This window comes from Pseudoalteromonas sp. TB64 (genome assembly GCF_000498095.1).
GTDB lineage: Bacteria > Pseudomonadota > Gammaproteobacteria > Enterobacterales > Alteromonadaceae > Pseudoalteromonas.
On sequence record NZ_AUTQ01000275.1, the window covers coordinates 23,151 to 45,891 of the forward strand.

21 protein-coding genes and 1 pseudogene are annotated in these 22,741 nt (G+C 37.3%); 4 read left to right on the top strand and 18 right to left on the bottom strand.

Features of this window, described 5'->3' with window-relative positions; translation table 11 throughout:
* Positions 1–39 precede the first annotated feature (39 nt).
* The 4 genes and pseudogenes from udk to L647_RS0123195 all read left to right on the top strand — a co-directional run bounded on the left by udk (position 40) and on the right by L647_RS0123195 (position 3,122).
* Complete coding sequence (gene udk, locus L647_RS0123180; protein ID WP_007583533.1) at positions 40–672, top strand: uridine kinase; 633 nt, start codon at positions 40–42, stop codon at positions 670–672.
* A 17-nt stretch (positions 673–689) separates the two neighbouring features.
* Positions 690–1,916 (top strand): NupC/NupG family nucleoside CNT transporter, encoded by a 1,227-nt coding sequence (locus L647_RS0123185; protein WP_024613088.1) that lies wholly within the window; start codon positions 690–692, stop codon positions 1,914–1,916.
* A gap of 432 nt (positions 1,917–2,348) precedes the next feature.
* Positions 2,349–2,537 (top strand): annotated as a pseudogene (locus L647_RS1000000126675) (IS3 family transposase); the annotation flags it as partial.
* Between the two features lie 18 nt (positions 2,538–2,555).
* On the top strand, positions 2,556–3,122 hold the full coding sequence (locus tag L647_RS0123195; protein WP_081707013.1) for a transporter substrate-binding domain-containing protein: 567 nt from the start codon (positions 2,556–2,558) through the stop codon (positions 3,120–3,122).
* Between the two features lie 6 nt (positions 3,123–3,128).
* Here the strand turns inward: L647_RS0123195 and L647_RS1000000126680 are convergent, their stop codons facing one another.
* From L647_RS1000000126680 to L647_RS0123275, 18 genes are all read right to left on the bottom strand, one after another.
* Positions 3,129–3,296 carry a hypothetical protein gene (locus tag L647_RS1000000126680; protein ID WP_253948945.1) on the bottom strand — a complete coding sequence of 56 codons (168 nt, stop codon included), beginning with the start codon at positions 3,294–3,296 and terminating at the stop codon, positions 3,129–3,131.
* A 25-nt stretch (positions 3,297–3,321) separates the two neighbouring features.
* Positions 3,322–3,639, bottom strand: coding sequence for a hypothetical protein (locus L647_RS1000000126685; RefSeq protein ID WP_253948946.1), 318 nt, complete (start codon positions 3,637–3,639; stop codon positions 3,322–3,324).
* 10 nt (positions 3,640–3,649) lie between these two features.
* Positions 3,650–3,892: a transporter substrate-binding domain-containing protein gene (locus L647_RS1000000126690; RefSeq protein WP_343223114.1), complete on the bottom strand. Its 243-nt coding sequence runs from the start codon at positions 3,890–3,892 to the stop codon at positions 3,650–3,652.
* A gap of 120 nt (positions 3,893–4,012) precedes the next feature.
* Positions 4,013–4,222 carry a cold-shock protein gene (locus L647_RS0123205; RefSeq protein ID WP_002959120.1) on the bottom strand — a complete coding sequence of 70 codons (210 nt, stop codon included), beginning with the start codon at positions 4,220–4,222 and terminating at the stop codon, positions 4,013–4,015.
* A 536-nt stretch (positions 4,223–4,758) separates the two neighbouring features.
* Positions 4,759–5,472 (bottom strand): hypothetical protein, encoded by a 714-nt coding sequence (locus tag L647_RS0123210; RefSeq protein ID WP_024613089.1) that lies wholly within the window; start codon positions 5,470–5,472, stop codon positions 4,759–4,761.
* On the bottom strand, positions 5,469–6,209 hold the full coding sequence (locus L647_RS0123215) for a hypothetical protein (RefSeq protein WP_024613090.1): 741 nt from the start codon (positions 6,207–6,209) through the stop codon (positions 5,469–5,471). Before L647_RS0123215 ends, L647_RS0123210 begins: the two co-directional genes overlap by 4 nt.
* A complete protein-coding gene (locus L647_RS0123220; RefSeq protein WP_024613091.1) occupies positions 6,196–6,549 on the bottom strand; it encodes a cupredoxin domain-containing protein in 354 nt (117 codons plus the stop codon). Before L647_RS0123220 ends, L647_RS0123215 begins: the two co-directional genes overlap by 14 nt.
* Positions 6,542–7,873 carry an ATP-binding protein gene (locus L647_RS0123225; protein ID WP_024613092.1) on the bottom strand — a complete coding sequence of 444 codons (1,332 nt, stop codon included), beginning with the start codon at positions 7,871–7,873 and terminating at the stop codon, positions 6,542–6,544. Before L647_RS0123225 ends, L647_RS0123220 begins: the two co-directional genes overlap by 8 nt.
* A gap of 26 nt (positions 7,874–7,899) precedes the next feature.
* The gene (locus L647_RS0123230) at positions 7,900–8,559 is read right to left on the bottom strand and encodes a response regulator transcription factor (protein WP_024613093.1); all 660 of its coding nucleotides are present in this window, start codon (positions 8,557–8,559) and stop codon (positions 7,900–7,902) included.
* A 23-nt stretch (positions 8,560–8,582) separates the two neighbouring features.
* On the bottom strand, positions 8,583–9,230 hold the full coding sequence (locus L647_RS0123235) for a hypothetical protein (RefSeq protein WP_024613094.1): 648 nt from the start codon (positions 9,228–9,230) through the stop codon (positions 8,583–8,585).
* Between the two features lie 23 nt (positions 9,231–9,253).
* Positions 9,254–10,024, bottom strand: coding sequence for an SDR family oxidoreductase (locus L647_RS0123240; protein WP_024613095.1), 771 nt, complete (start codon positions 10,022–10,024; stop codon positions 9,254–9,256).
* Positions 10,021–10,710 (bottom strand): iron-containing redox enzyme family protein, encoded by a 690-nt coding sequence (locus L647_RS0123245; protein ID WP_024613096.1) that lies wholly within the window; start codon positions 10,708–10,710, stop codon positions 10,021–10,023. Before L647_RS0123245 ends, L647_RS0123240 begins: the two co-directional genes overlap by 4 nt.
* Positions 10,703–12,172: an AMP-binding protein gene (locus L647_RS0123250; RefSeq protein ID WP_024613097.1), complete on the bottom strand. Its 1,470-nt coding sequence runs from the start codon at positions 12,170–12,172 to the stop codon at positions 10,703–10,705. The genes L647_RS0123245 and L647_RS0123250 overlap by 8 nt, the downstream gene beginning before the upstream one ends.
* Positions 12,169–12,822 carry a thermostable hemolysin gene (locus tag L647_RS0123255; protein WP_024613098.1) on the bottom strand — a complete coding sequence of 218 codons (654 nt, stop codon included), beginning with the start codon at positions 12,820–12,822 and terminating at the stop codon, positions 12,169–12,171. Before L647_RS0123255 ends, L647_RS0123250 begins: the two co-directional genes overlap by 4 nt.
* Before the next feature lie 223 nt (positions 12,823–13,045).
* Positions 13,046–14,488: a sensor domain-containing diguanylate cyclase gene (locus L647_RS0123260; RefSeq protein WP_024613099.1), complete on the bottom strand. Its 1,443-nt coding sequence runs from the start codon at positions 14,486–14,488 to the stop codon at positions 13,046–13,048.
* A gap of 432 nt (positions 14,489–14,920) precedes the next feature.
* Entirely contained in the window at positions 14,921–18,775 is a 3,855-nt protein-coding gene (locus tag L647_RS0123265) for a S8 family serine peptidase (protein WP_024613100.1), read from the bottom strand.
* A gap of 733 nt (positions 18,776–19,508) precedes the next feature.
* A complete protein-coding gene (locus tag L647_RS0123270) occupies positions 19,509–20,564 on the bottom strand; it encodes a hemin-degrading factor (RefSeq protein ID WP_024613101.1) in 1,056 nt (351 codons plus the stop codon).
* 48 nt (positions 20,565–20,612) lie between these two features.
* Positions 20,613–22,706 (bottom strand): TonB-dependent receptor, encoded by a 2,094-nt coding sequence (locus L647_RS0123275; protein WP_024613102.1) that lies wholly within the window; start codon positions 22,704–22,706, stop codon positions 20,613–20,615.
* Positions 22,707–22,741: the final 35 nt, after the last annotated feature.

Here is a 22,741-nt window from a genome sequence, read left to right on the forward strand (position 1 = left end):
CTACCAACAATATATCTTTCTGTGTGGATGAGAACTTTAGTGACACGAACTACTATTATAGCCATTGCGGGCGCATCGGCGTCGGGCAAATCTCTTTTTAGCCAAACAATTTACAATGAACTGGTTAATGAGCTTGAACCAGGCGCTATCGCCATTATTGAAGAAGATGCTTATTACAAGGATCAGTCGCATTTGCCGATGGCTCATCGTACGCAAACAAATTACGACCATCCAGATGCATTTGAACACGCGCTAATGCTTGAGCATTTAACGCAACTTCGTTGTGGTAACTCAGTTGAAGTACCAACTTATGATTATGCACAGCACACACGTAGCGCAACTACACGTCGAGTGCCTGCTGCTAAAATACTCATTGTTGAAGGTATTTTACTATTGAGTGATAAAGCGCTTAATAAAGAATTTGATATTAAGGTGTTTATAGACACACCTTTAGATATTTGTTTAATGCGTCGTATGCAACGTGATATGGAACAACGAGGCAGAACATTACAATCTGTTGTTGAGCAGTATCAAGCAACTGTTAGACCGATGTTTTATCAATTCATTGAGCCTTCTAAGCATAACGCTGATTTAGTTGTGACTCGAGGCGGCATGAACCGCGTTGCGATTGATATAATAAAAAGTAAAATTAAATATTTACTACAAGAATAACAACGGGAAACATTTGTATGACAACATTTATGAGCTTAGTAGGCATGTGTGTGCTACTAAGCATTGCCTTTGCTGCGTCAACTAATCGCAAGGCAATTAATTTAAGAACCGTTGGTATAGCGTTTGCTCTGCAAGTTATCATTGGCGGTTTTGTACTGTTTTTTGAAGCAGGCAAAGATGTATTAACAAGTGTATCGAAAGGCGTTTCATCCGTAATTGGTTATGCTAATGATGGTATTGGGTTTTTATTTGGTCCACTCGCCTCACAAGACACATTAGGTTTTATTTTTGCAATTCAAGTTTTGCCCGTTATCGTGTTTTTCTCAGCGCTTGTTGCTGTGTTATATCACCTTGGCATTATGGATTGGATAATTAGGATTTTAGGCGGTGGTTTACAAAAATTATTGAAGACCTCTCGCACAGAATCGCTTTCAGCAACGGCAAATATTTTTGTTGGCCAAACTGAAGCACCGTTAATAGTTAAGCCATTTATAGCAACGATGACAAAATCGGAATTGTTTGCAGTAATGGTAGGTGGCTTAGCCACTGTAGCAGGCTCTGTAATGGCCGGTTACGTAATTATTGGCGTAGATCTTAAGTATTTAATAGCAGCGAGCTTTATGGCTGCACCAGGTGGTTTCTTAATGGCAAAAATGATTGTGCCAGAAACTGAAACGCCTAGAGATAACTTAGCTGATTTAGATTTAGATGACGAAGATAAGCCTGTAAATGTAATTGATGCAGCTGCATCAGGTGCTGCAAACGGTATGCATTTAGCACTTAATGTAGGTGCAATGTTACTTGCTTTTGTAGCGCTAATTGCACTATTAAACGGTTTATTAGGCGGTATTGGCGGGTGGTTTGATTACCCAACATTAACGCTTCAAGAAATATTAGGTTATGTATTTGCTCCAGTTGCATGGTTACTAGGTGTGCCATGGGATGAAGCAATTATAGCCGGCAGCTTTATTGGTCAAAAGATAGTAGTAAACGAGTTTGTTGCTTACTTAGACTTTATAAATTATCGCGATACGTTAAGTGCACACACGCAAGCAATTGTTACTTTTGCTTTATGTGGATTTGCTAACTTATCATCGATAGCCATTTTACTAGGTGGGTTAGGCGGTATGGCGCCTAGCAGGCGGAAGGATATCGCACGCTTAGGGCTCAGAGCAGTGTTAGCAGGATCTATGGCTAACCTTATGAGCGCAGCAATTGCTGGGTTTTTCCTCTCGCTAGCTTAGAAACTTATTGAGACGAATATACCGGTGTTGCAAAACAATAGGATAGTACTTTAAGGGGTTAAAGCACTATCTGATTTGAACGATACTTCACCAAGGGCCGCAAGGCCCTTTTATCGTTTTAGGACTTTATATTTTTTAATCTGGACTGTCATAATAATTCGGTCTCAAGCCGCTATTTTCAATGCTAAGTACGTTGAGCCCACTTGTAATCAATCAGCTATTAATGCGAAAACTCGCTTTGTTGTTACTCATAATTTATTGCTAGAGAAAAATAAATCCAAATATCTACAGTTCAATGTGTTAGTAAATCATCCAACCAAAATTCTGATTCCCTCAACCTTATCCATTAGTGCTTTATAAATACACTTCTAAAAATTTTTCTTTTTAACTACTCAATTTTGTATTTTCTATATTTTAAGCCACAATTGTATTAGCTTAAAAACAGAATGGGTTCCCTCATTGGGTTATAGTAATTATCAAGAAGCTGAAAAAGATATTAGCAATTATTTGATGAATTATTTGATGAATTATTATAACTGGCGCAGGCCACATAGCCATAATCAAATGGTTGCCCCTGCTGTAGCTGAAGAAAAACTTAATTCACTGTCCGGAATTAGTTGACCACAACATACCGAGTTTATTAGGGATATATTCGCTGAAGCAGATCTCATCCCTAATATTCAAATGTACCCTTGGGCGCGTGCCTATAAAGTAGCGAAAGAGAGAGAAAATACGTTTATATATAGCCTAGCACGCACTCCTGAGCGCGAGAATACTTTTCATTGGATTGCAGCTGTAGGAAAGTTTGAATTGGGCTTTATAGGGCTTACAGAGCGTACTGATATTATTATTGAAAATAACGATCAAGCAAAAAATTACAAAATTGCGATGCAACGCAATGATTTTTCAACACAAATACTTTTAAAACTGGGATTTGAAGCAGTGCTTACGAGCGACATTCAAAAATCATATGATTTACTACTCGCTAAAAAAGTAGATTTGATTGTGGACGACCCTCTGTATATGCAGCAAATGAGCGACTACTTAGAGCTTAAACCTGAATATTTACATTTTATTTATAAAATAGATGCGCTAACGGTAGAAGCTTATTTAGCTACAAATAAAAAAACAGATCCCGAATTAATTAAAGCGCTAAAGCGCGCTTATTTAAAAATAAAAACCGTAAAAGGGTTGCCTTACGGGTAATTTAAATTAGTTATAATATACATAGCGGTGTATATAAAGATCAAAATCATCTTGGCTTTTTAAGTCAATATAAGCTTGTTCAAAACGCTTAACTATACGTCTTGGTACAGATTTATTAAATGCTAAATAGTTACCTGAAAGCTCATTTACAGGGAGTTCAAGTAACTTAACCACATCTTCTACTTTATAACCAAAAGGTTTAAGGTTTAAGTTTTGAGTTTATTGTAAACTCAGAGCCTAAAATCAAATCAATGCGTTTATTAAAAAACAAGCTCATATATTGTTGTTCTTCACCAAAAGTAAGTAAATTATTATCCGCAGAAAAACCTATTTTATTTACTAACGATTCGTAAATATCGCCTCGAATAACACCTAGCGAATAATTTTTTGCATCGCTTAGGCTGTTCATTGTTAGTTTTTTATTGGTTTTAAGTTTATAAAAAAAGGTCTTACTAGACACCAACGGACCTATCCAGTTAAACATAGAATCGCGGGCTTTATTTTTAGCTATAGACACAATGGCAGAATTAGCCTTTTTTTTGCACAGAACTGTAGGCACGCTTCCAAGGCACCTGTTTAAACTGGCAGTTTATTTTAGCCTTAACACAAAGGGTTTTTACAATATCGGTATTAATACCGACAAACTGATCTTCATTATTTTTAAAATTATAAGGAGGGAACTGATCTGTATAAATAACAAGCTTAAAGTCGTCGGCATAAGAGGCATGACTAGCAAATAAAAAGGCTAATACTAAACTGGATTTTAAAATAAGAGTACTGCCTAATTAACTACTGTTCTTAAATAATAGGCATCGCTAGCTAACAGTCAAATTTTAGATACAAAAAAAGCGCCTTAAGCGCTTTTTTTCAATTTTACTTAAAAAGTAAAATTATACAGCTGTGATGTTATCAGCTTGTGGACCTTTTTGACCTTGTGAAAGAGTAAACTCTACACGTTGGCCTTCAGCTAAAGTTTTGAAACCTTCGCTTTTGATTGCTGAGAAATGTGCGAAAACGTCTGGACCATTTTCTTGCTCGATGAAACCAAAACCTTTAGACTCATTAAACCACTTAACTGTACCTGATACGATGTTAGACATTGTAATATCCTGATATAAAATAAAAAATATGCTCATATGAGCGGGTGTAGCAAAAAATGAGATGGTACTTTAAAAACTTCAGGACGGTACTACAAGTATTACTTATACAACATCGAAATGGAGATTTATAGCTTACATGCTTTCTTTCTAGCTGCGGCTTACTATATAGAGTTTAAAACCTATGTCAAGTAGTTATCGATTGTATTTATACTTAACTTGGGTTTAATTATTTAGTATTCGTTGATACTAGGGCGTGTTGACCTTTGGTGGTTTAATTTGCAGCAGTATGTTTGGTATTTAAGCAAGGCAGAGCCTATGTAGTGTGGTTGTTCCCCATAAATAGGCGATAACGCAGCATAAAGACCAAACATGCGCTGCCCAAAGGGTTCTTCCTAGGGGCTATTTACTCTTTGTTGCTCGATTTTTACTTAGTCCACTAGGTTACAAACCTCACGCCGCGATTAAATCGCCCCTAGATTGAACAAATTTTAATCCACAAAGGTCAACACGCCCTAGTAAGTTATTTAAGTTTTATATTAAAACTCAAACTCCAAAGCCAGTCTAAAGCTGTGATTCTTTTCAGACTGGCTTACCTCTGTAATAAATCCCGCTTCCCATTTTAATTGCTTTTGCCCTTCAAAACGATACAAACCTATAAACCCGGGGCCAATACCAAAAAAATCTTCGCCAACATAAACTTCAACTGCAGGCTGAAAAGCAGAACGATAACGGTAGCGATACTGCGCTCTGAATTCGGTTTCCCATTCGTTTTGAATGTCTTGTCCCCATTCGTATACTAAAAAAGCATTCATTGTTAGGCTTGTTTTACCAAACTCTTTTTCGAGTACAAAACCTGATGTTGCCTCATATACGTCTTCGTTATGCTTTTTTTCAAGCTCGAACAATGCGCCCCAGTCAGCCCATAGTTTACCTTGCTCTATTAATTGCCAACGAAGCTCTATCTCATAAGCTTTGAGTCCAAAATCGCCGTTATCATCGCGCTCACCGACAATAAATCCTTCCACTGCTATTGTATCGCTAATAGCACCACCACCACCCAAACGCTGTGCTAAAATATTACCACTATCGGTTTGGTGCGACACTAATCGCCATTCAAACTCACGCTCAAAAGGTAAAACATATGGGTGGTATACTTTATCAACAACTATGCCGTCGGCGTTTGCATGCTTTGTCAAAAGTAAACAAAAAGCAATGAAGGCTATGTTTAAGCAATATTTAATTACTTTCATACACGTTCCTTAGTTAATGAAGTGGGTATAAAAGAACACAGAAATAAAAATAATGCGCTACTTATACTGTAGGTAAGAACGCTTAATAAATTAGGGGTTGCTTCGTAGCCTATTAACGCACGTAGCACTCTACCTAACTCTGAATTTTCGGTTAGTAAATCGCGTAAATCCCAAACGGTTGCTGTATTTGCAATTAAATCGACTTGACTGGCCAAATCAAGCGCAACAAGAAGCTTAGCGGCACTATTTAAGGCAAGTAGTATTAAAAGGGGCTTTACCCCAAAGCGATATTTAATACTCGTCATTAGAAAATACAGTAAGATGCTAAAACTTAGACATATTCCTATCCCTAAAAATGTACCTATAAATAAGCTCTGCCCCACTTCGCTATTTTGCCAAAAACTAGTAAGGTAAATTATGTAGTGGCTTAAATACAGGGTCATAGCACTAATAATCGCAATACAAAATGCTACCGCTTTTTGTTTTATTGCAAACACTAACGCAGCAAAAAAGATGATGATGCACAACCCTATTTGTGAATATTCTAAACCTTGATGATCAAACCACTGGCTTACCCACGATGCGCTTTGCATATACAAAAACGACATAACGGTACCAATAATAAGTGCTAACAATACTTTGCGTGTATATTGTTTATCGAGTACCTGTAGCAGTACTAATAAAATAGCCACTGGTAGTAATTGATTAAGGCTCATTACTAAACTAGTTATCAACATTTTGATCACCTTTGTCAGTAGCAATAACCACTCCTCGTGCTGTGTTTGGTGAAAATTCACCAAAAAAATCATACCGTCCTTTACTCAACGGACCGATATAAATAATGCTTTTACGATTTGGGTAGAGTACTTTTTCTCTATTTAGATCAAAGCTGTCAAACTCTTCAGGGGTACTGTCTTGATTTTCGATTAATAATTTTACTTTTTGATTAGTCGGAATAATTATTTGCGAGGGGTAAAACAAATGATCTTTTAAAATAATAAGGTACTCTTTACTCGCCGCGTTAAACGACAAAAATAGTAAACAACAAATAAATTGATTGAATAAGCGTTTAGTCACTTTTTACTCCTGTAAAAGTAACCTTAACGGTCAGTCCACCTAAATGGCTATTTGCTAAATGAATACTTGCGCCATAAATAGCAATTATATGTTGAACAATCGCCATACCTAAACCCGCGCCCTGCTCGCCTGATGGATGCTGGTCGCCACCCACTCTATAAAAACGATTAAATACACGCTCTTTTTGGGCGTTTGTCATCCCAGGGCCTGAATCGTCAATTTGCCAGCTATATTGGTTATTATTACACGCTAACTTAATTGTAATTTTTCCCTTTGTTGGGGTGTATTTTATAGCGTTACTTAATAAGTTTGAAATTAGTGTTGTTAACGTAAACTCATCGCCGTTAATTATAAAGTCATCACCTTCGAGGCTAATATTTTGATCTTTTTCATCAATTTTTTCATATAATTCGCTCACCGCTTGCTGAGTTATTGTTAACAAAGATTGTTCACTAAATTGCTTTTGCCACTGCTCTGGTTGAGTGCGACCTAAAATTAGCATTTGCTCAACAATATTACTCAAACGATTTATGCCTTGCGACATAGCGTGTAATTCTTGGTTTTGTTTATGTGTATTTACGTACTCGTCTTCAAGGTACTGCTTTGCTAGATTATGAACATTTATTTTTAAACTACTCAAAGGGGTACGAAGTTCATGTGCGGCATCAGAGGCAAAAAAACGTTCTCGTAAATAGGCGGTTTCTACACGTTTAAATAAATCGTTTAGGCGGTTTATAACCGGCTTTATTTCTTCGTCGGTCACTTGCCAATTAATAGGCGTAAAATCGTTAGCCTGGCGAACCGCTAATTGCTTAGACAGTCGAGTAAGGGGAGCTAATGCATATTTAACAAAAAAGCTAATAAAAACAGCCAGTAAAGGTACTGCCCATAACATGGGTAACATAGCCGATAGAATAACCGCCTCAGCGAGTTCAAAACGTTTTGAAATAGGCTCTGCTATTATTACTTTACGTGTTTGTTTATTTAATACAAATACACGCATACGCTGCCCTGCAATATTAGCGGTTTGAAAACCATCATCAAAATGCGTTTGCAGATTAGATAAAAACAATGATCCGCTCAATAATTTATCTTCCTGCCAAATTTGGTACACCAGTTGTGAGCTATCATTACTTAGCTGAACAGCATTGGTTGTTATTGATAATGGTTGTTCAATTAATACGCCTGCGACTATTTTAAGTTCGTCATCAAGTAAGTTTTCACCGTGGTTCATACTTTTTTGATAGCCTTTAACTAATGCTAAAAAACAAGTGAGCACCATCATAGAAAGTAAAATAAGAGTAAGGCGTTTACGAATAGACATTTTCAACCTCGAAAGATAAACAGACCCTAGCGCTTGCCAACCACGTAGCCAATGCCGCGTAATGTTTTAATAAAATCGCTAGGAAACTTTTTTCGAAGATGATGAATATGCACCTCAATTGCGTTAGAGCCAACCTCTTCACCCCATTGGTACAATTTATTTTCTAGTTGTTGCTTTGATTGTACCCGACCTTGATTTTCCATTAATGCTTTTAAAAGCATGTATTCTTTACGCGGTACAGTAAGCGACTGCTCATTTAATATGACAGTATGCGCTGAGGTATCCATGACAACATCACCACACTGTAACAAACTTGATTGCGTTTGATTAATACGCCGGCTTGCTACACGTAATCGAGCAAACAACTCAGCGGGATCGAATGGCTTGGCAAGATAATCGTCAGCCCCCATATCAAGCCCTTGTACTTTGTCGTCAATACTACTGCGCGCAGTTAAAATGACGACTGGGATTACTTTTTTTTGCGATTTAATGTACTTTAAAATTTGCGAACCATCACCATCAGGTAACCCTAAATCGAGTATTACCAGTTCAATTTCACCACTTTCTAAACACTGTAAAGCGTGTTTAATTGTGCCACTGTGCTCTACGCTGTAACCCTCTTGACGCAAAGAGCGACTAAGCCCTTGCGCCACTAGGTGGTCATCTTCTACCAAAAGTAAATGCATGATTTAGCGTATGACCTCTTTTATTATCGCTTTAGTTTCTTTTCAACTTTTACCAGTAACTGGCTAATTGCTTGCTGGCGATATTCATCGGCTTTAGGACGTGTTTCACGAATACCAGCGGCTTGTGCTACAAGTAAACGCGCTTTTGCCTCTTTGTAGTCGCCCTCGTCATATAGATACTCACCATATAAGTAGTTAGTATCAATCCCTTCTAGATTAAAAGCGAGTCCTTGTTTGAATAATTTTGCGGCTTTATCGTCATCGCCAAAGCCAATTGGCCAACCAGGAACTTTACTATACAGCGTTGCAAGGCTTGCATAAGCCGAACCACCTAGCGATGTGCCATCAATTTCTAGTGCTTGCTCAAGCGATGCTTTTGCTTCTTTAGCCAAACCTAATGCCCCTAACCCGCCTTTTGCCCCTGCAAAGCTAGCTAAAACAATGCCGTGCCAAATATGTGTTTGAGCTGAGTTTGGATAGTTTTTAACAAACAGTGCACTTTGTTCGCTCAATTTAGTAAAGGCGTCTAGCTGCGCTTTATCTTCAAGTTCGTAATTTGCCACAGCCCATTGCTTTTGAATTATCGCAAGCTCTTGAGCCTCATCAGCAAAAACTACAGATGAAAATACACTTGTTAGTATTAAATATACTGCGAAGGTTAATTTGTACATAGTATTATCCTCAATATTTTTTGTTAGTTTAAAAAGCGTTTTATTTTAGGTAGTTGTTTAGCTATTGCGTTGTCTACAATATTTGGGAAGACCCCGTTTATACGCGCAAATAACTTTTCAGGAAAACCTATAAAACGTCTTGTCTGATTCGAATTTATAAGTATCAATAATTCTTTTGCAACTAACTCTGGTGAGTCCATTTTGTTACCGAGCTCTTTATTCATCGCGCGGGTCTTATCATTATTAATAGCCGTATCGGTTGCCCTTGGCGCTAAATAAGCGACCTTAACACCTGAGCCATTAAGCTCACGAGATAACGCCTCAGTAAAGCCACGTAGACCAAATTTACTTGCACAATAAAGTGTTTGAAACGGGTAACCGATACTGCCAAACGATGAACCAATATTGACTATGGTGCCTTTGGTAAACTGCAACTGCCCTAAAAATAGTTGGCATAATTTAATTGGCACCGACAAGTTAGTGTTTAGCATGCAGTCTATTTCCTCACTACTCGTGCGCTCTAAACTCTGCATTGTGTTAACACCTGCATTGTTAATAAGTAATTTAACACCACCGAGTTGCTTTGCTTTTATTGCTAAGTTGATTCGTGTGGCATCATCTGTTAAATCACCAGTAAATATTTCACTGTCTGGGCATGCAGTACTCAGCTCTTCTAACGCTTGGGTATTTCGACCTACAAGTAATAATTTCCAACCTTGTGTATATAATGCGTGTGCAATCGCTTTCCCTATTCCTCCGGTTGCACCAGTGAGCACACATAATGAACTGTTCATGCTAATTGCTCTTGAGAATCGCCCTTAAAAAAGGGTTCGTCATCCAAGGCGCGAAATATATCGCCATACAAACGATAAAAACGCTTAGCACCATTAACAATAGCTTGCTGATCAGCGTCGTTTGTTATTTGATTCATTAGATTTTGAAAAAATTTAACGTGCTCTATATCAAGCGCACCGTGAGAGGTTAAATAACTAAATGCTTTTTTAGGTAAACCTACAGCGTTTGCAATGTTTGATGCAGCACCATCAGCAAGTGCAATGGAAGTCCCTTCGAGCACGTGCACCATGCCAAAAAAGCTTAATGGATTTTTACGCGCAATACTGTCGTATGCATAAGAAACCATCATCTCGGTGGCAAATTGAGGTTGGCTACACCGCACTGTTTCTTTATCAAAACCGCACGCTGCAATATCGTTAAGCACCCATTCTTGATGACCAATTTCTTCTTCAATATACTCAGCAACTGCTTCGCGTAGCCATTCTTGATCGTCGGTTAATCGCGCCCCTACCGACATCATTAAAGGCACTGTGTGTTTTACATGATGGTATGCTTGCGCTAAAAATGATGCATATTCTTCAAGTGTTGCTTCACCTTTAAAAACACGTTGAATAATAGGTGCTGCAAGTAAATAATCTTGCTCTTGTTTAGTTTGCTCTTTAAGGGTGTTAAAAAAATCACTCATTAACGACTTCTCCAAATTGGTAAAATTGATCAAAAACATCACTAAACAGCTTATAAATAGCCTCTCGTTTTGGACGATTGTTAGCTGTTAGCAACCCTTCTTGCACACTTAAAGGGGATGTTAAGCGATGCCATTTTTTAACCTGGGCGTAATCGGGTAGCTGTTGATTTATCGCCTCAATATGTTGGGATACTAGGTTGTTACTAGTGCTCTGTGGTGCGTAAATAACAGCCGTCAAAAAAGGTTTTCCTTCACCAAATACTACCGCTTGTAAAATATTACTTTTGCTAAGCAATAAAGATTCAGGCCATTCGGCGCTTACGTTGCGCCCCATACTGGTAATAATCAGGTTTTTTAATCTGCCTTTGATAAATAACGTATTGTTATGTTGTTCGACTAAATCACCTGTTGCGTACCACTGTTCTTTATCTTGTGGTTGGTGATTCAAATAACCTAAAAACAAATCACCTTTTATAAAAAGCTGACCATCTTTGATTTTGGTTTGAATATGAGGCAATACAGAACCAGCACTGTGAATATTATCGCTTGTTGGAGTATTTAAACTCACTACAGAGGCTGCCTCTGACAAGCCATAACCTTGGTACACAGGTAAATTTAAGCTACGTGCTTTTGCTATTAGTACTTCACTAACCAGTGCCCCTCCTACAGCAATAAACTGTAATGAACTTGGTGGCTGCCAACCTTGCTCAGCAAAAGTAACTAAACAGGTTAATAGTTCAGGGACTAAAATAAGGGTATTTGGTTGTACTTTATTTATAGCGGCAATGAGTTGCTTTGGATTTTGTAAAGAGGACCCTACAAATCCAAGTTCACTCAATGGCATAACATGCACCGTACCGCTACTTTTTAAAGGCGCGTATACACCCGCTATATTTTCAAGTAATACGCCAAGCGGTAGTAAACATAGATGAATAGGATTACTAATATTAATTTTATCGCAAAGCGATTGCGCAACCTGCATTTGGCTATTTGCAGATAAGCACACACCTTTAGGTTGCCCAGTTGAACCAGACGTAAACGTTACCTTTTGTGTACCAAAAAAGTAACTAACTGGTTTTGCAGCTATAAGATCATAAATATACAGAGTATGTTTTGTAAATAGCGTAATTGATGCCACAGGTATACCTAAAGCATCTTGCGGCATATCACTTACAAATAAATTAGCGCCACATTGGGTTAATACATACTGTGTTTGCTGGTTATTAAAAAATCGAGCTATGGGTACTGCTATTTTATTAGCCACTTCGCAAGCTGCATCTAAAGTTAACCATGCAGGTGAGTTATCAAGTTTAAAAGCAACTGTATTGCCATTAAGATCTTGTAAAGTATGAGCCAACTTTTGTATTTGCTGATTAAATTCTACACCCGTTATTTTATGTGTTTGATCATTGATATGAGCAATAATTACAGGTTCAGTAGTTTGCGTATTAAAGTAGTTCATACATTTACCAACGCATTCACTAATGAGTTTATTTCAGAACGGTTTTGTTGCATTAAGTTATAAAGCATTGGTGTATTTAATACTTGCTGATGTGCTTGCTCTAAACTAACAATACACACCGTAGGTTGATTATCGTAATAGCTTCCCCAGCTTTTTGGGCTTGCAACTACAGAGCCGTTAGCTAAGGCTATTTCTGTGCATTTAACACCTAATAAGCGTAATAAAGCGCGAACCTTTTTAGTTGCGCAAAACACTAAATGCTTAGCTCCCATACTTTGCAAAGCTTCATTAACCACAATAAAATGCGCAAGGGTTGCCCTGCGATGTGTAGAGCACAAATTACCAAGTTCAAAAATTTGATTGCGCAATACTGGCTCTTGTAAAAAGTGCTCTATTGGCGCGGCTAAATATTGTTCAATAAATAAAGGTGTTAATGCCTGCCTTAAGCCGAGTGTGCATTGTCCAACAGGTGTTTTGTATTGGCATAATAAAGGCATAAAAGTGGTAAGCGTTGCATTGTAAGCTGCTAAAAAACCTTTTTTCACTGCGCTTTCTAGTGTTTGGCGGTGCTCACCATTTACATCTGCACTCATAAATTGAGTGTTTTTATCAATGATGTTTGATGATGCAGAGGTATGTGCTAATTGCATAAACTTCACTCGTATTAAACCTGTATATGTTTCAGGATTAAAACTTAACGAATGAAACTTAAAGAAAACTTAAGGGAGCTTAATTAAAATAAAAAATTCAGAAAAACAGCTCATAGGAATAACAAAGCAAATTTACATATCACAGTAAGGAGACTGTAAGTAAATACAACACTGTGAGTGTTTAAATAGCCGCTTGAGATGGGTCATGATCAAATAATATAGTTTAACTATCTTGTGCAACTACGCAACGATTTCGACCATGCTCTTTCGCATGATAAAGCGCTTTATCTGCACATTTATATACCTGACCTATGTCGTTGCTATGTTTGGGCCATGTTGCAATCCCAATAGAAATAGTAATAAAGCCAATGGTTTTAATATTTGTTGACTCAACTGTCATGCGCAGTCGTTCAGCTATTTTTAAAGCACTTTCACTGCTTTCATTGGGTAAAACAAGCACAAATTCTTCACCACCAATACGCGCTACAATATCGTCTTTTCGAGAGAGCTTTTTAATAATATTAGTAAGTGATTTAAGTGTTTCATCACCTACATCATGTCCAAAGGTATCGTTTACACGTTTAAAAAAATCAATATCAATTTCTAAAAGCGCAAACGGTGTTTTTTTTACTACAAGTTGGTTAAGTAAACCATTTAAGCTTCTACGGTTATGGGTATTGGTTAAAGGATCTGTTTCTGCATCGTGGCGTAATTGCCCTATTTGCATTTGTAAAATATTGACACCTTTAAGCATCGCAAGCTTTAATCTTTGGCTTTCAAAATACCACGATTTAACATTTTTGAGTTTTTCAATACTTGCAGGGTCATCTAGCGTATTAACTCTATCGGCTAGTTGTTTAAGCGGCCTAGAAATAAAATGAGCAAAAAAACCAATCAAAATAAAAGTAACAATAGCTAAGGGTAATGTACGTTTAATAACCTCTACTATGAGTAAATCCAGAGAAGCTAGTGTCGCTTTAACAGGTCGTTGTACTACAACCCTCCATTTTGCTCGTGTAACAGGCGCAAATCCAGCAAGTATTCTATCCCCATTTCTATTTGTAGTTTCTGAAGTCCCCGCATTCCCTGCTATAACATTACTAAGCATAGAATTATCGCCTGTGTATAAACCAATATATTTAGGATCAGGGTGATAAAGTATGCGTTTATTCACATCAATTACATAAATATATGTTCCCCCTTGATAGTAGTGCTGTTCAAGTAAATCATTCAAAATATTACGCTCATTTAAATAAAGAGAGCCGCCTATATATCCTAAATACTCATTTTTAGTATTAAATAATGGATGGGAGATAAAAATGATTAAGTTACCCGAAGCCGACATATAAGGGTCACTAATTAAAGGTCGCTTTTCATGCATAGCTTGCAGTGCACCAGGCGATGAAAGGGGCTGATTGATCAGTTCAGGTAATTCTGGAGAGGTAGCAACAACAATACCGCCCTTATTAATTACAACGGAGTTGAAGCTATTGGTTTGTAAGTTTAGGCGAATAACTTCATCATTTAACAAGTTATCGTCTTCAATTTTTTTTTCTATTATTTTTGCCGAATAAGCAATTTGTTGCATTGCAGATTCTAAAAAATTATCGGTTGTTGAAGCAAGTTTACTAGCATAAGCATAATTACTTCTTAGCGTATAACTCATTAACTGCTCTTTTTGTACTTGATAAGTAGAATAAAAACCACTTATAAGTGCACTCAAAGAAGCGGTGAGTGCTAAAAGTAAAATAAGGAACCGAAGGTTTAGAGCCGCTAATAGTTTATACCGCAAAGTATTGTCTTCCAAAGCGCGGCTTAAAATATTCACGCTAATAAATGTATGTAAAGCCGGCAATTATAACTGTTCAAATATGATTATGCGAATATTTACACATCAAATATTAACATTAGAGTTACACATGTGTTTAATTAACAATCTGAAGCTTTGTAAATGATCACGCTTGAGGGCTTTATAAGTAGATAGAGTAAAGATTTTATATTTAGGTTTTAAACCTATAAATAAGTTTAAAGATAAGAAAAAAGCCATTAACGCAATGTTAATGGCTTTTGTTTATAAGATATTATTTATTAATAAAAATTATAAGTTATTTTTTCTGCGACGAGCAAATAACACAGGAGTTAATAATGCTATTAACCAACCGAATGAACCACTGCTACCTTTGTTTTCTGTAATAGTTGCAGTTGCTACTGTTGTATCTGAGTTACCGTTTCCATCACTAACTTCTAGTTGGAAAGCAATTACTTCATCACCAGAAACTTGTGGTGCTTCAAAGCTAATTGATGAACCACTACCACTTAAGCTAACAGGGGTTCCTGATAACTGTTTCCAAGCGTAAGTTAATGCATCGTTGTTAGCATCGCTAGAGATAGAACCATCCATAGTTACGCTAGTGCCTTCTCGCGCACTTGATACATCGTTAGCTGCAGCTACTGGAGCTACTTCTACAACGCCAAAGCTATAAGTAGATTCAACTGTGCTGCCATCAATTGTATTAGTTAACACTAGTTCTTTGTTAGTTCCTGACTGTCTAGGAATTAAATCAAAGCCCACTGACATAGTCTCTGTTGATTCACCCGCTACACGTGTAACAGTCCACTCAACGGTGTTTTCAGTTACAACGCCATCGTTATCAACGTTAGCTATTTCTTGTCCTTCTGTAACCATTGCTTTTAATGTGTAAACCTTATCGGCATTGGTAAAGTTTGGCTCAATATCAAAGCTAACAGCTTGAGCTTCACCAGGCATTATTACTTGGCTTTCAGCTTTTATCTCGTCAGATACAGTTTCAATTACTTCATCATTTGCGAACGATACTGTTAACGGAATTTGTACTTCTGTAGAGCCATCACCTGATTTTAACGATAATAATGAGCTGCTACTTGCGTTATCAGACCATGTAACCGTTAAGTCAAATGAACCATTACTTTCTTCAACACTAGCGCTAACAGTATCACTCTTAGAATCTTCATTTGTTAAGATTGACGCTGCACTAATTACAACTTCATCAATAGCACCTGGTGCTGATGCAGTAAAGCTGTCTGCAACAATGTAGTAAGTATCTGCTGGTAAATTAAGGAAAGTAACTGACTCGTTTGAGTTAGGGCCAGCACTGCTACCAATATTATTAAACTCGCCATCTAAAACTCGTAAATCTATATCAGGCGCTGTTGCTGATGAAGTACTAAATACAACATTTGGTACAACTTCATCAAAAGTAAGTACTATAAAGTCTAAATCCCCATCTTCAACAAATACTGTTTGAGGCTCAACTAAGTCAGAGCTTTTATCAAACACACCAACTTCAATATTATTTAAACTCTTAGACATTAAATCTGTAAATGTGTAAGTACCGCTTGAGCGAGATGCCGCTACCGATAATGCTTCTGGTAAGTTGCTTTCAGCTACTTGCACTAAAATCGGTAAATGAGCATCTGGTAAACCGGCTGAAGTTAGTTCAAGGCTACCAAAGTTCCATACATCTGCAGCAGATGCGCTTACATCAGCAGTTACCGTTACTGTTTGTGTTTCGCCCGCTTTAATATCAAAGCTAGTTGGTGAAACAGTTAATGACATATTATTAGATGTTGATACTGGCGTTGCAGTCCAGTTAGCATCTTTAGTTGCCATAAATGTACGAGTCCAAGTACACGTATCAATACATTGTGTATTTGTCATTGAAGGAATGTTTAGTGATAAAGGAACGCCACCCGTTGCTGGGTTTGCCTTCATGTAGTTACCAAACGTTTCATCCATGATTAGACCCGTATTAGTCGCTAAATTAACGCGAATACTACCTGAGCCCATATCAAATACGTCAGCTGGTGTTGAACCGTCTTCTTTACGTACATCGGTTGTAGCCGTCATCATTAGTGCTGAACGAATGTTATCTGGTGTCCATGTAGGATGTGCAGATTTTAATACCGCACCAGCGCCTGAAGTATGAGGTGCTGACATTGATGTACCTTGTAAAAAGGCAAAGTCACCTGGAGAAGGAGCAGTTACATCATTACCAAAATCTTGGTCATTGTAAGCTGCATAAATTGATACGCCTGGCGCTGTAACAGAAGGAGTCATAATATCAGCAGTAGTGCTGTTAGGACCACGAGATGAGAAGTCAGCCATATCGTCAGCTTGACCAACAACCAAAGTGATTGCAGGGTCGATAGAAATTGTCATGCCTGAAGTAGAAGCTAATGCATCTAATAAATCTTTACCTGAGTTTTCAGATATAGCTACAGAAGGAATAGTTGTGCCTTCTAAGCCTGACATAGTAAGACGTGTATCACCATCAGTATTATTGTAAACAATAACGGCAGCAGCACCTGCAGCAGTTGCATTAGCAACTTTATCTGAGAATGCACATGCACCACGACTAATTACAGCAACAGCATCTTTAAATGAATCAGCAGCGAAAGCACTACAGCCTTCAAAGTTATTTGCATCAACAGATAAAGAGGTAATAGGAGAAGCAGTTACAATTTCAGTAAACACAGGACCTGTGCCGTTTGAATATGCAAACGCTTCATCGTTAAATGTAACAAAGCTATCTAATGATCTACCATGCGTTGAAGCACCAACAACAGTATACCAAGGTGCATTTTTTGATGTTGTGTACGCTTCTGGACCATCGTTACCCGCAGATACTGCGGCAAAAATACCCGCTTCTTGTGCTGCTAAAAAACCAAGTTCAGTAGCACTTGCCCAAGGGTTACCGCCACCACTAATAGAGTAGTTTAATACATCAACACCATCAGCAACTGCATCGTCTAGAGCTGCAACAATAGCTGCCCCAGGACAACCCGTATATTTATCATCAGCATTACCAGGGCTACAAATTTGGTAAGCAACAATATTAGCATGCGGTGCTACACCAGATATTTGTTCAAACGAAAATGTATCATTAACAATACCGTCACTTTCTAATACACCAGTTTCTAGTGCAATTAACGGTACATTTTTTAAAATATTACCGCCTGCTGTACTTGCAGTATGTGAACCGTGACCGCCGTAATCTTCACCATTTTTAGCTGGCGGTGTAGTACCAAACACTTCTACATCGTCATAGTTATCAGTAACACTTGCGTATGAACGAACACCAATTAATTTATCGTTACATAGTTCAACAAAATCAGCGGCACAATCACCTACATAATTACCTTCGCCCCATGGGTTAGTATGGTTGTAGCCATCACCACCAATATCGGCAAATGAATCATGGTCTGTATTTACACCACTATCAATTACACCAATAATAACGCCTTCACCCATGTTAGTAGCTGAATTGCCTTCGCCTTGCCATACTTGAGTAGCGCCAATATGGATAGGACCTGTATCAGTGTCCATTGTTTCCATACGTTCACGTTCAACATATTCTACGCCATCTAAAGCAGCTAATTTTACAGCTTGCTCTTGAGTTAAGCGCATAGCAACACCGTTGAATGCATTTTTATATTTATATACAACGTTTGCTTGTTTACCCAATGAAAGGCGAGCTTTAGAAAGGAAGTTTTGCTGTTTATCTTCAAGGTAGTTAGTGTATTGAACTGCATCTGTAGATTTAACATCTAAACGTAATTCATTACGTACTTGTTGCGAACTCATTTTGCTATTAGCTAATTTTGAAAAAAGTTCTTTTTTAGCTATTTTAGGGCTTGTAGCGGCAAAACCAACAACACTACCATCGTAGGTTGCTAAAGGAAGATCGGCTAAACGAACAATGTAAGTGTATTCGCCTGATGCTAGGTCTGATTCAACAACAATTTTTTTTGCTGTTTTAACTACGCTAGTAATTGAGCTAGATGATGCTTTAGTTTTATCAACTGCTGATTTTGCGAGTGCTATTTGTTGATGAACACTGCTTCCGCCGGCTACAGAACTTAATGATACTGTTAATAATGCTGCTGAAACAGCTAATGCTACTTGGGTCTTCACTGAACACTCCTTGCGCTTTTATACGCATTTAATTATTATTTTTTGATAATTTATTTAAAAAATTCAAGTGGATTTAAATTAAAATAAATAAATGAGGTTATTTTCGAAAGATAACACATGTCATTAAAATGTAAATCCAGTGTGCATAGGCTTTTATAGGGAATCATGAGAGTTCTAATTTTTAGTATGAAAAAAAACAAGAGGTATATTAGTAAAAAAGCAAAATAGAATAAAAATAAAACACAAGAAAAAAACATGTTAGGAATTGATTTAAAACAACTTTAATGAAAACAAAACAACATTATCAATATTCTATAAAACTAAGTGAATTACTCACAATACTTTTTTATTGCAGGAATGGGGATTTACATTCGTTTACACACAGCTGGTTTCCATATTCGATTTAATTAGATATGTATACTATGTAAATATATTTTGCTTTAAATTTCATCTATAAGAACAACATTCTTACTCCTTTAAAAATAGTTAAGCTTAAGGTTTTACACACAACTTAAGCTTAGCCATATATTTTAAAGGTGTAGATCTTTTAAGGGAAATGTTTTTCATACAAGGGAGGCTTTAACTTAGTAAGCTCAATCTCTCGTAAGCTAATATTTTATAAAAATAAGTAAAAATATAGCAATAAACATCACAACCTTTAATTTAAGGTGCACCGAGCTTAATTTCAGCACTCATTTATCGCTATATTTAAGTCATAATTATTACGTTAAAACTAAGCAGCTAAATTCTTTTGTTTAAGTTGCTCGCATAACTCAACCCAATCAGTTGATTGCTTTTTACCTTCAACCCTTCGACCAAATAAAGTCATTACTGTGTTTCCTTGCTCATCAAAAAACTCAATAGAATGAACAAGTGTTTCGCCATTATCAGTTGGTTTTATTACAACAAACGCACGCGCAAAATCATCACTTTTAATATGTAAATTAAAGTCATCATCCAGTACGTTATACCAAGGTCCTGCTTGTTTTAAGTTAATTAATGTACCTGAATATATTTGTACTGCGGCATCGTTATTTACAAAAATCATCACTTCATTTTGCTGTGCTTTTAATGTTTCAAATATAAATGGCAAACTTATAGGAGAGATCTCTTGTGCCCACCTAGGCTGTGCTAGCTCAAGAGCTTGTGTTCTACCTATTTCAAACTCGGTTAACAATGCAGGAAAATGATGCACATCTTGAAGGTTTTCCCACGCTTTTAAAAAGCCCGTTACATTAATAGCCTCTAGAGGCTTAAATTTTAATTCATCTATAACTTTTGGCTCAACAGTTAAAGTAGTGCTTTGCTCACTGTCGCTGTATTTATTAATTAATGCATCGTATGCAGTTAAATTGGTTTGCTCTGTACTAAATATTTTATGAACAGCTCGGCCGTGCTTGTCAAAACACTGAATACTTACCATGTTATTTAGCTTAACGGCGAATACACTCGCCCATTTATATAAAAATAGTCTTAGGTCTATTCCACCTGGATTTATAGCTATCGCCATTTTCTGATTGTTACGCTCTGATGTATAAAGCTTCTCGTAACAACCTTTAATTTCGTTTACAACAAGCTCGTTTCGAGTCATTGCCATAACATGTTCAAGTTTTTTCAAGCCTTTAAGTATGCTTTCGATATGGTTTATATCGAGTTTAATTGCGCTAATGCCTACTTGTGCAGCAACTAATTGTGCTTCGGAAGTAGCTAGTTTTAAAGCGGCATCAACCGCTTTAATAGTCGGTTGTTCTACTTTTAAGGCTTGGTATTGATTGAGTAACGTGTTCATTATATGCTCCTAAAAAAGCTGCAACACACCAAATGCTGCAGCAGCAATTTAAAATCTAAAGCTAACTTGGGTTTTAATATTACGACCTACACCGTAATCACCAATTCCACCACCGGTGCCTGCTATTACTTGGTATTCTTTATCAAATAAATTATCAATAGCGACCCGTGCGTTCCAGCTCTTGTTTATATCCCAACTAGCATTCATACCTATTAATGTATAACCTTTTTGTTGCTCCTCGTTACCACTAACAAACACAGTACGCTTATCAATATTTTGAATACTAAGGCCTGTTTTAACGGTATCGTCAAAAAAGTTTAAACCAGCATCAAGCGCTAATTTATCAGCAGGTAAATACCACAAAGATTCATTATTTTCGTCCTCTCCTGAAATAGTGCTGTAAGAGAGGTTGGCATAACCAATGGTGTGAGCATAATTAACCTCAAACTCAATACCATCGCGCTGATTGTCGCCAATATTGCTATAACGTGGAGACGGTGAAGGGTTAGTTGTGTTGCTTGTGTCTGATTGAATTTCATCATCCACATCTATATCAAAGTAAATAAACCGAGCCGTTAGCGCATCTCTATTAGTAAACACATTGAGCGTTTGATAACTTACGCCAACTTCTTTATTACTGCTTTTTTCTACTTGCAAGTCTAAAGCAGGATCGCGACCACTGTATTGGTCGTACAATTCATCTATTAATGGTGCTCTAAACCCTTCTTGATAACTTGCAAAAATAGCGAATTGTTTATTTAATTGATAATTAGCTGTAATAGCGGGTACAACTTGAGAGTGCTCTGTTTCGGTATCTAACTCGCTAAATAACGCATTAAAGTTTGAGGTTGCTGTTGTCTTGTATTTTTCAAAACGTAGCCCACCCGTTAGTGTAAGTGCTTGCCATGTAAATTCATCTTGAATGTAAACACCTAAGCGCTTTTGCGTGCCGCCTGGTTGAGACGTTATTTCATCTTGTACAGCATCGTTTGCGTATTCAATACACTCATATGTTTGAAAGTCTAAATTTAGGCAAGGGTAACTTAGCTTTGAGCCAACACGTTCTTTATCTGAATATTGAACGCCATACGTTAAAGTATGTTTATTAAGTACCGAAGTGTTTGCTATATCTAATGTAGCTATGTTGTATTCGTAATTAGAGGCTATGCCAATAAAATCTTTTAACGTACCCGACCCATCGCTCTCAGTAACATGGCTTTGGCTATAACCAAAACGCGCATTTAGATTTACATAAGGGTTATTTGCAGGGTTAAGCTCGTAACTTAAATTAGTAACTGATTGCTCTATGGTTCTATAAACGGTTCCCCACGCACCAGGATCGGTAGTGTTAAACTCAGTTCGTTGGCTGTCTTCACTTTTTGTATAAGAAACCCCTATAAGAGAGTCTTCATTTAAGTAATATTCACCTTTAAGTAATAACGATTCGGCTTCAATACCAGAGTTATCAAATGTTTCACCATTTGATAATTCAAAATCGTCACTGCTTCTTTTTACATAAGCGGCAACTAAATCAAGTGACTCAGTTGGTCTGGCATAGGCGTAAACAGTACCGTTATTTTCATTATTATTACCATGGTGCCCAAGCTTAACCTTGGCGCCCGCTTTTTCGTTAGGGGCTAAAAAGTCGCTCGCATCTTTAAGCTCCATTTCTACCACGCCACCAAGTGCACCACCGCCATGTAACACTGTGCTTGGTCCGCGCTTTATACTCACAGAGCGATAAAGTTCAGGGTCTGAAAAAAAGCTACCCATTCTATACTTTTCAAAAGTTTGAATAGCGCCATCTACACTTATTAATACATCTTCAGCATCACTAAAGCCTCGTACGCTAAATTTTTGCCCCCCACTTCTAGGCCCACCCGTTGATGTAACATTAGGAACATTAGTTAGGCTGTCAAATAAAGTACTGGCAAGTACTCGCTCTATTTGTTGTTCGGTAATAACGTTAACTGCTTGGGCTGAATTTAAAGCTGATTTTTCGGTACGCGTAGCTGTTACTGTTACGGCATCTAATGCTGTTACTGGGGTTTGTGTGTCTGAACTGTTTGTTATTTCAGGCTCAGCAGCCATAAGAGGCATTGAAACGCTGGCAATACATAAAGCCAGTTTTGAAAGGCGCATAATTAACTCCATTTATAGTTTTATTTAGTTTAAAC

Coding starts and splice junctions, on each gene's coding strand:
- L647_RS0123185 (WP_024613088.1), top strand. CDS start 690: ATGACAACATTTATGAGCTTAGTAGGCATGTGTGTGCTACTAAGCATT.
- L647_RS0123225 (WP_024613092.1), bottom strand. CDS start 7,873: ATGTCTATTCGTAAACGCCTTACTCTTATTTTACTTTCTATGATGGTG.
- L647_RS0123215 (WP_024613090.1), bottom strand. CDS start 6,209: ATGTTGATAACTAGTTTAGTAATGAGCCTTAATCAATTACTACCAGTG.
- L647_RS0123240 (WP_024613095.1), bottom strand. CDS start 10,024: ATGAACAGTTCATTATGTGTGCTCACTGGTGCAACCGGAGGAATAGGG.
- L647_RS0123210 (WP_024613089.1), bottom strand. CDS start 5,472: ATGAAAGTAATTAAATATTGCTTAAACATAGCCTTCATTGCTTTTTGT.
- L647_RS0123270 (WP_024613101.1), bottom strand. CDS start 20,564: ATGAACACGTTACTCAATCAATACCAAGCCTTAAAAGTAGAACAACCG.
- L647_RS0123205 (WP_002959120.1), bottom strand. CDS start 4,222: ATGTCTAACATCGTATCAGGTACAGTTAAGTGGTTTAATGAGTCTAAA.
- L647_RS0123250 (WP_024613097.1), bottom strand. CDS start 12,172: ATGAACTACTTTAATACGCAAACTACTGAACCTGTAATTATTGCTCAT.
- L647_RS0123245 (WP_024613096.1), bottom strand. CDS start 10,710: ATGAGTGATTTTTTTAACACCCTTAAAGAGCAAACTAAACAAGAGCAA.
- L647_RS0123230 (WP_024613093.1), bottom strand. CDS start 8,559: ATGCATTTACTTTTGGTAGAAGATGACCACCTAGTGGCGCAAGGGCTT.
- L647_RS0123235 (WP_024613094.1), bottom strand. CDS start 9,230: ATGTACAAATTAACCTTCGCAGTATATTTAATACTAACAAGTGTATTT.
- L647_RS0123255 (WP_024613098.1), bottom strand. CDS start 12,822: ATGCAATTAGCACATACCTCTGCATCATCAAACATCATTGATAAAAAC.
- L647_RS0123260 (WP_024613099.1), bottom strand. CDS start 14,488: ATGAGTTATACGCTAAGAAGTAATTATGCTTATGCTAGTAAACTTGCT.
- L647_RS0123275 (WP_024613102.1), bottom strand. CDS start 22,706: ATGCGCCTTTCAAAACTGGCTTTATGTATTGCCAGCGTTTCAATGCCT.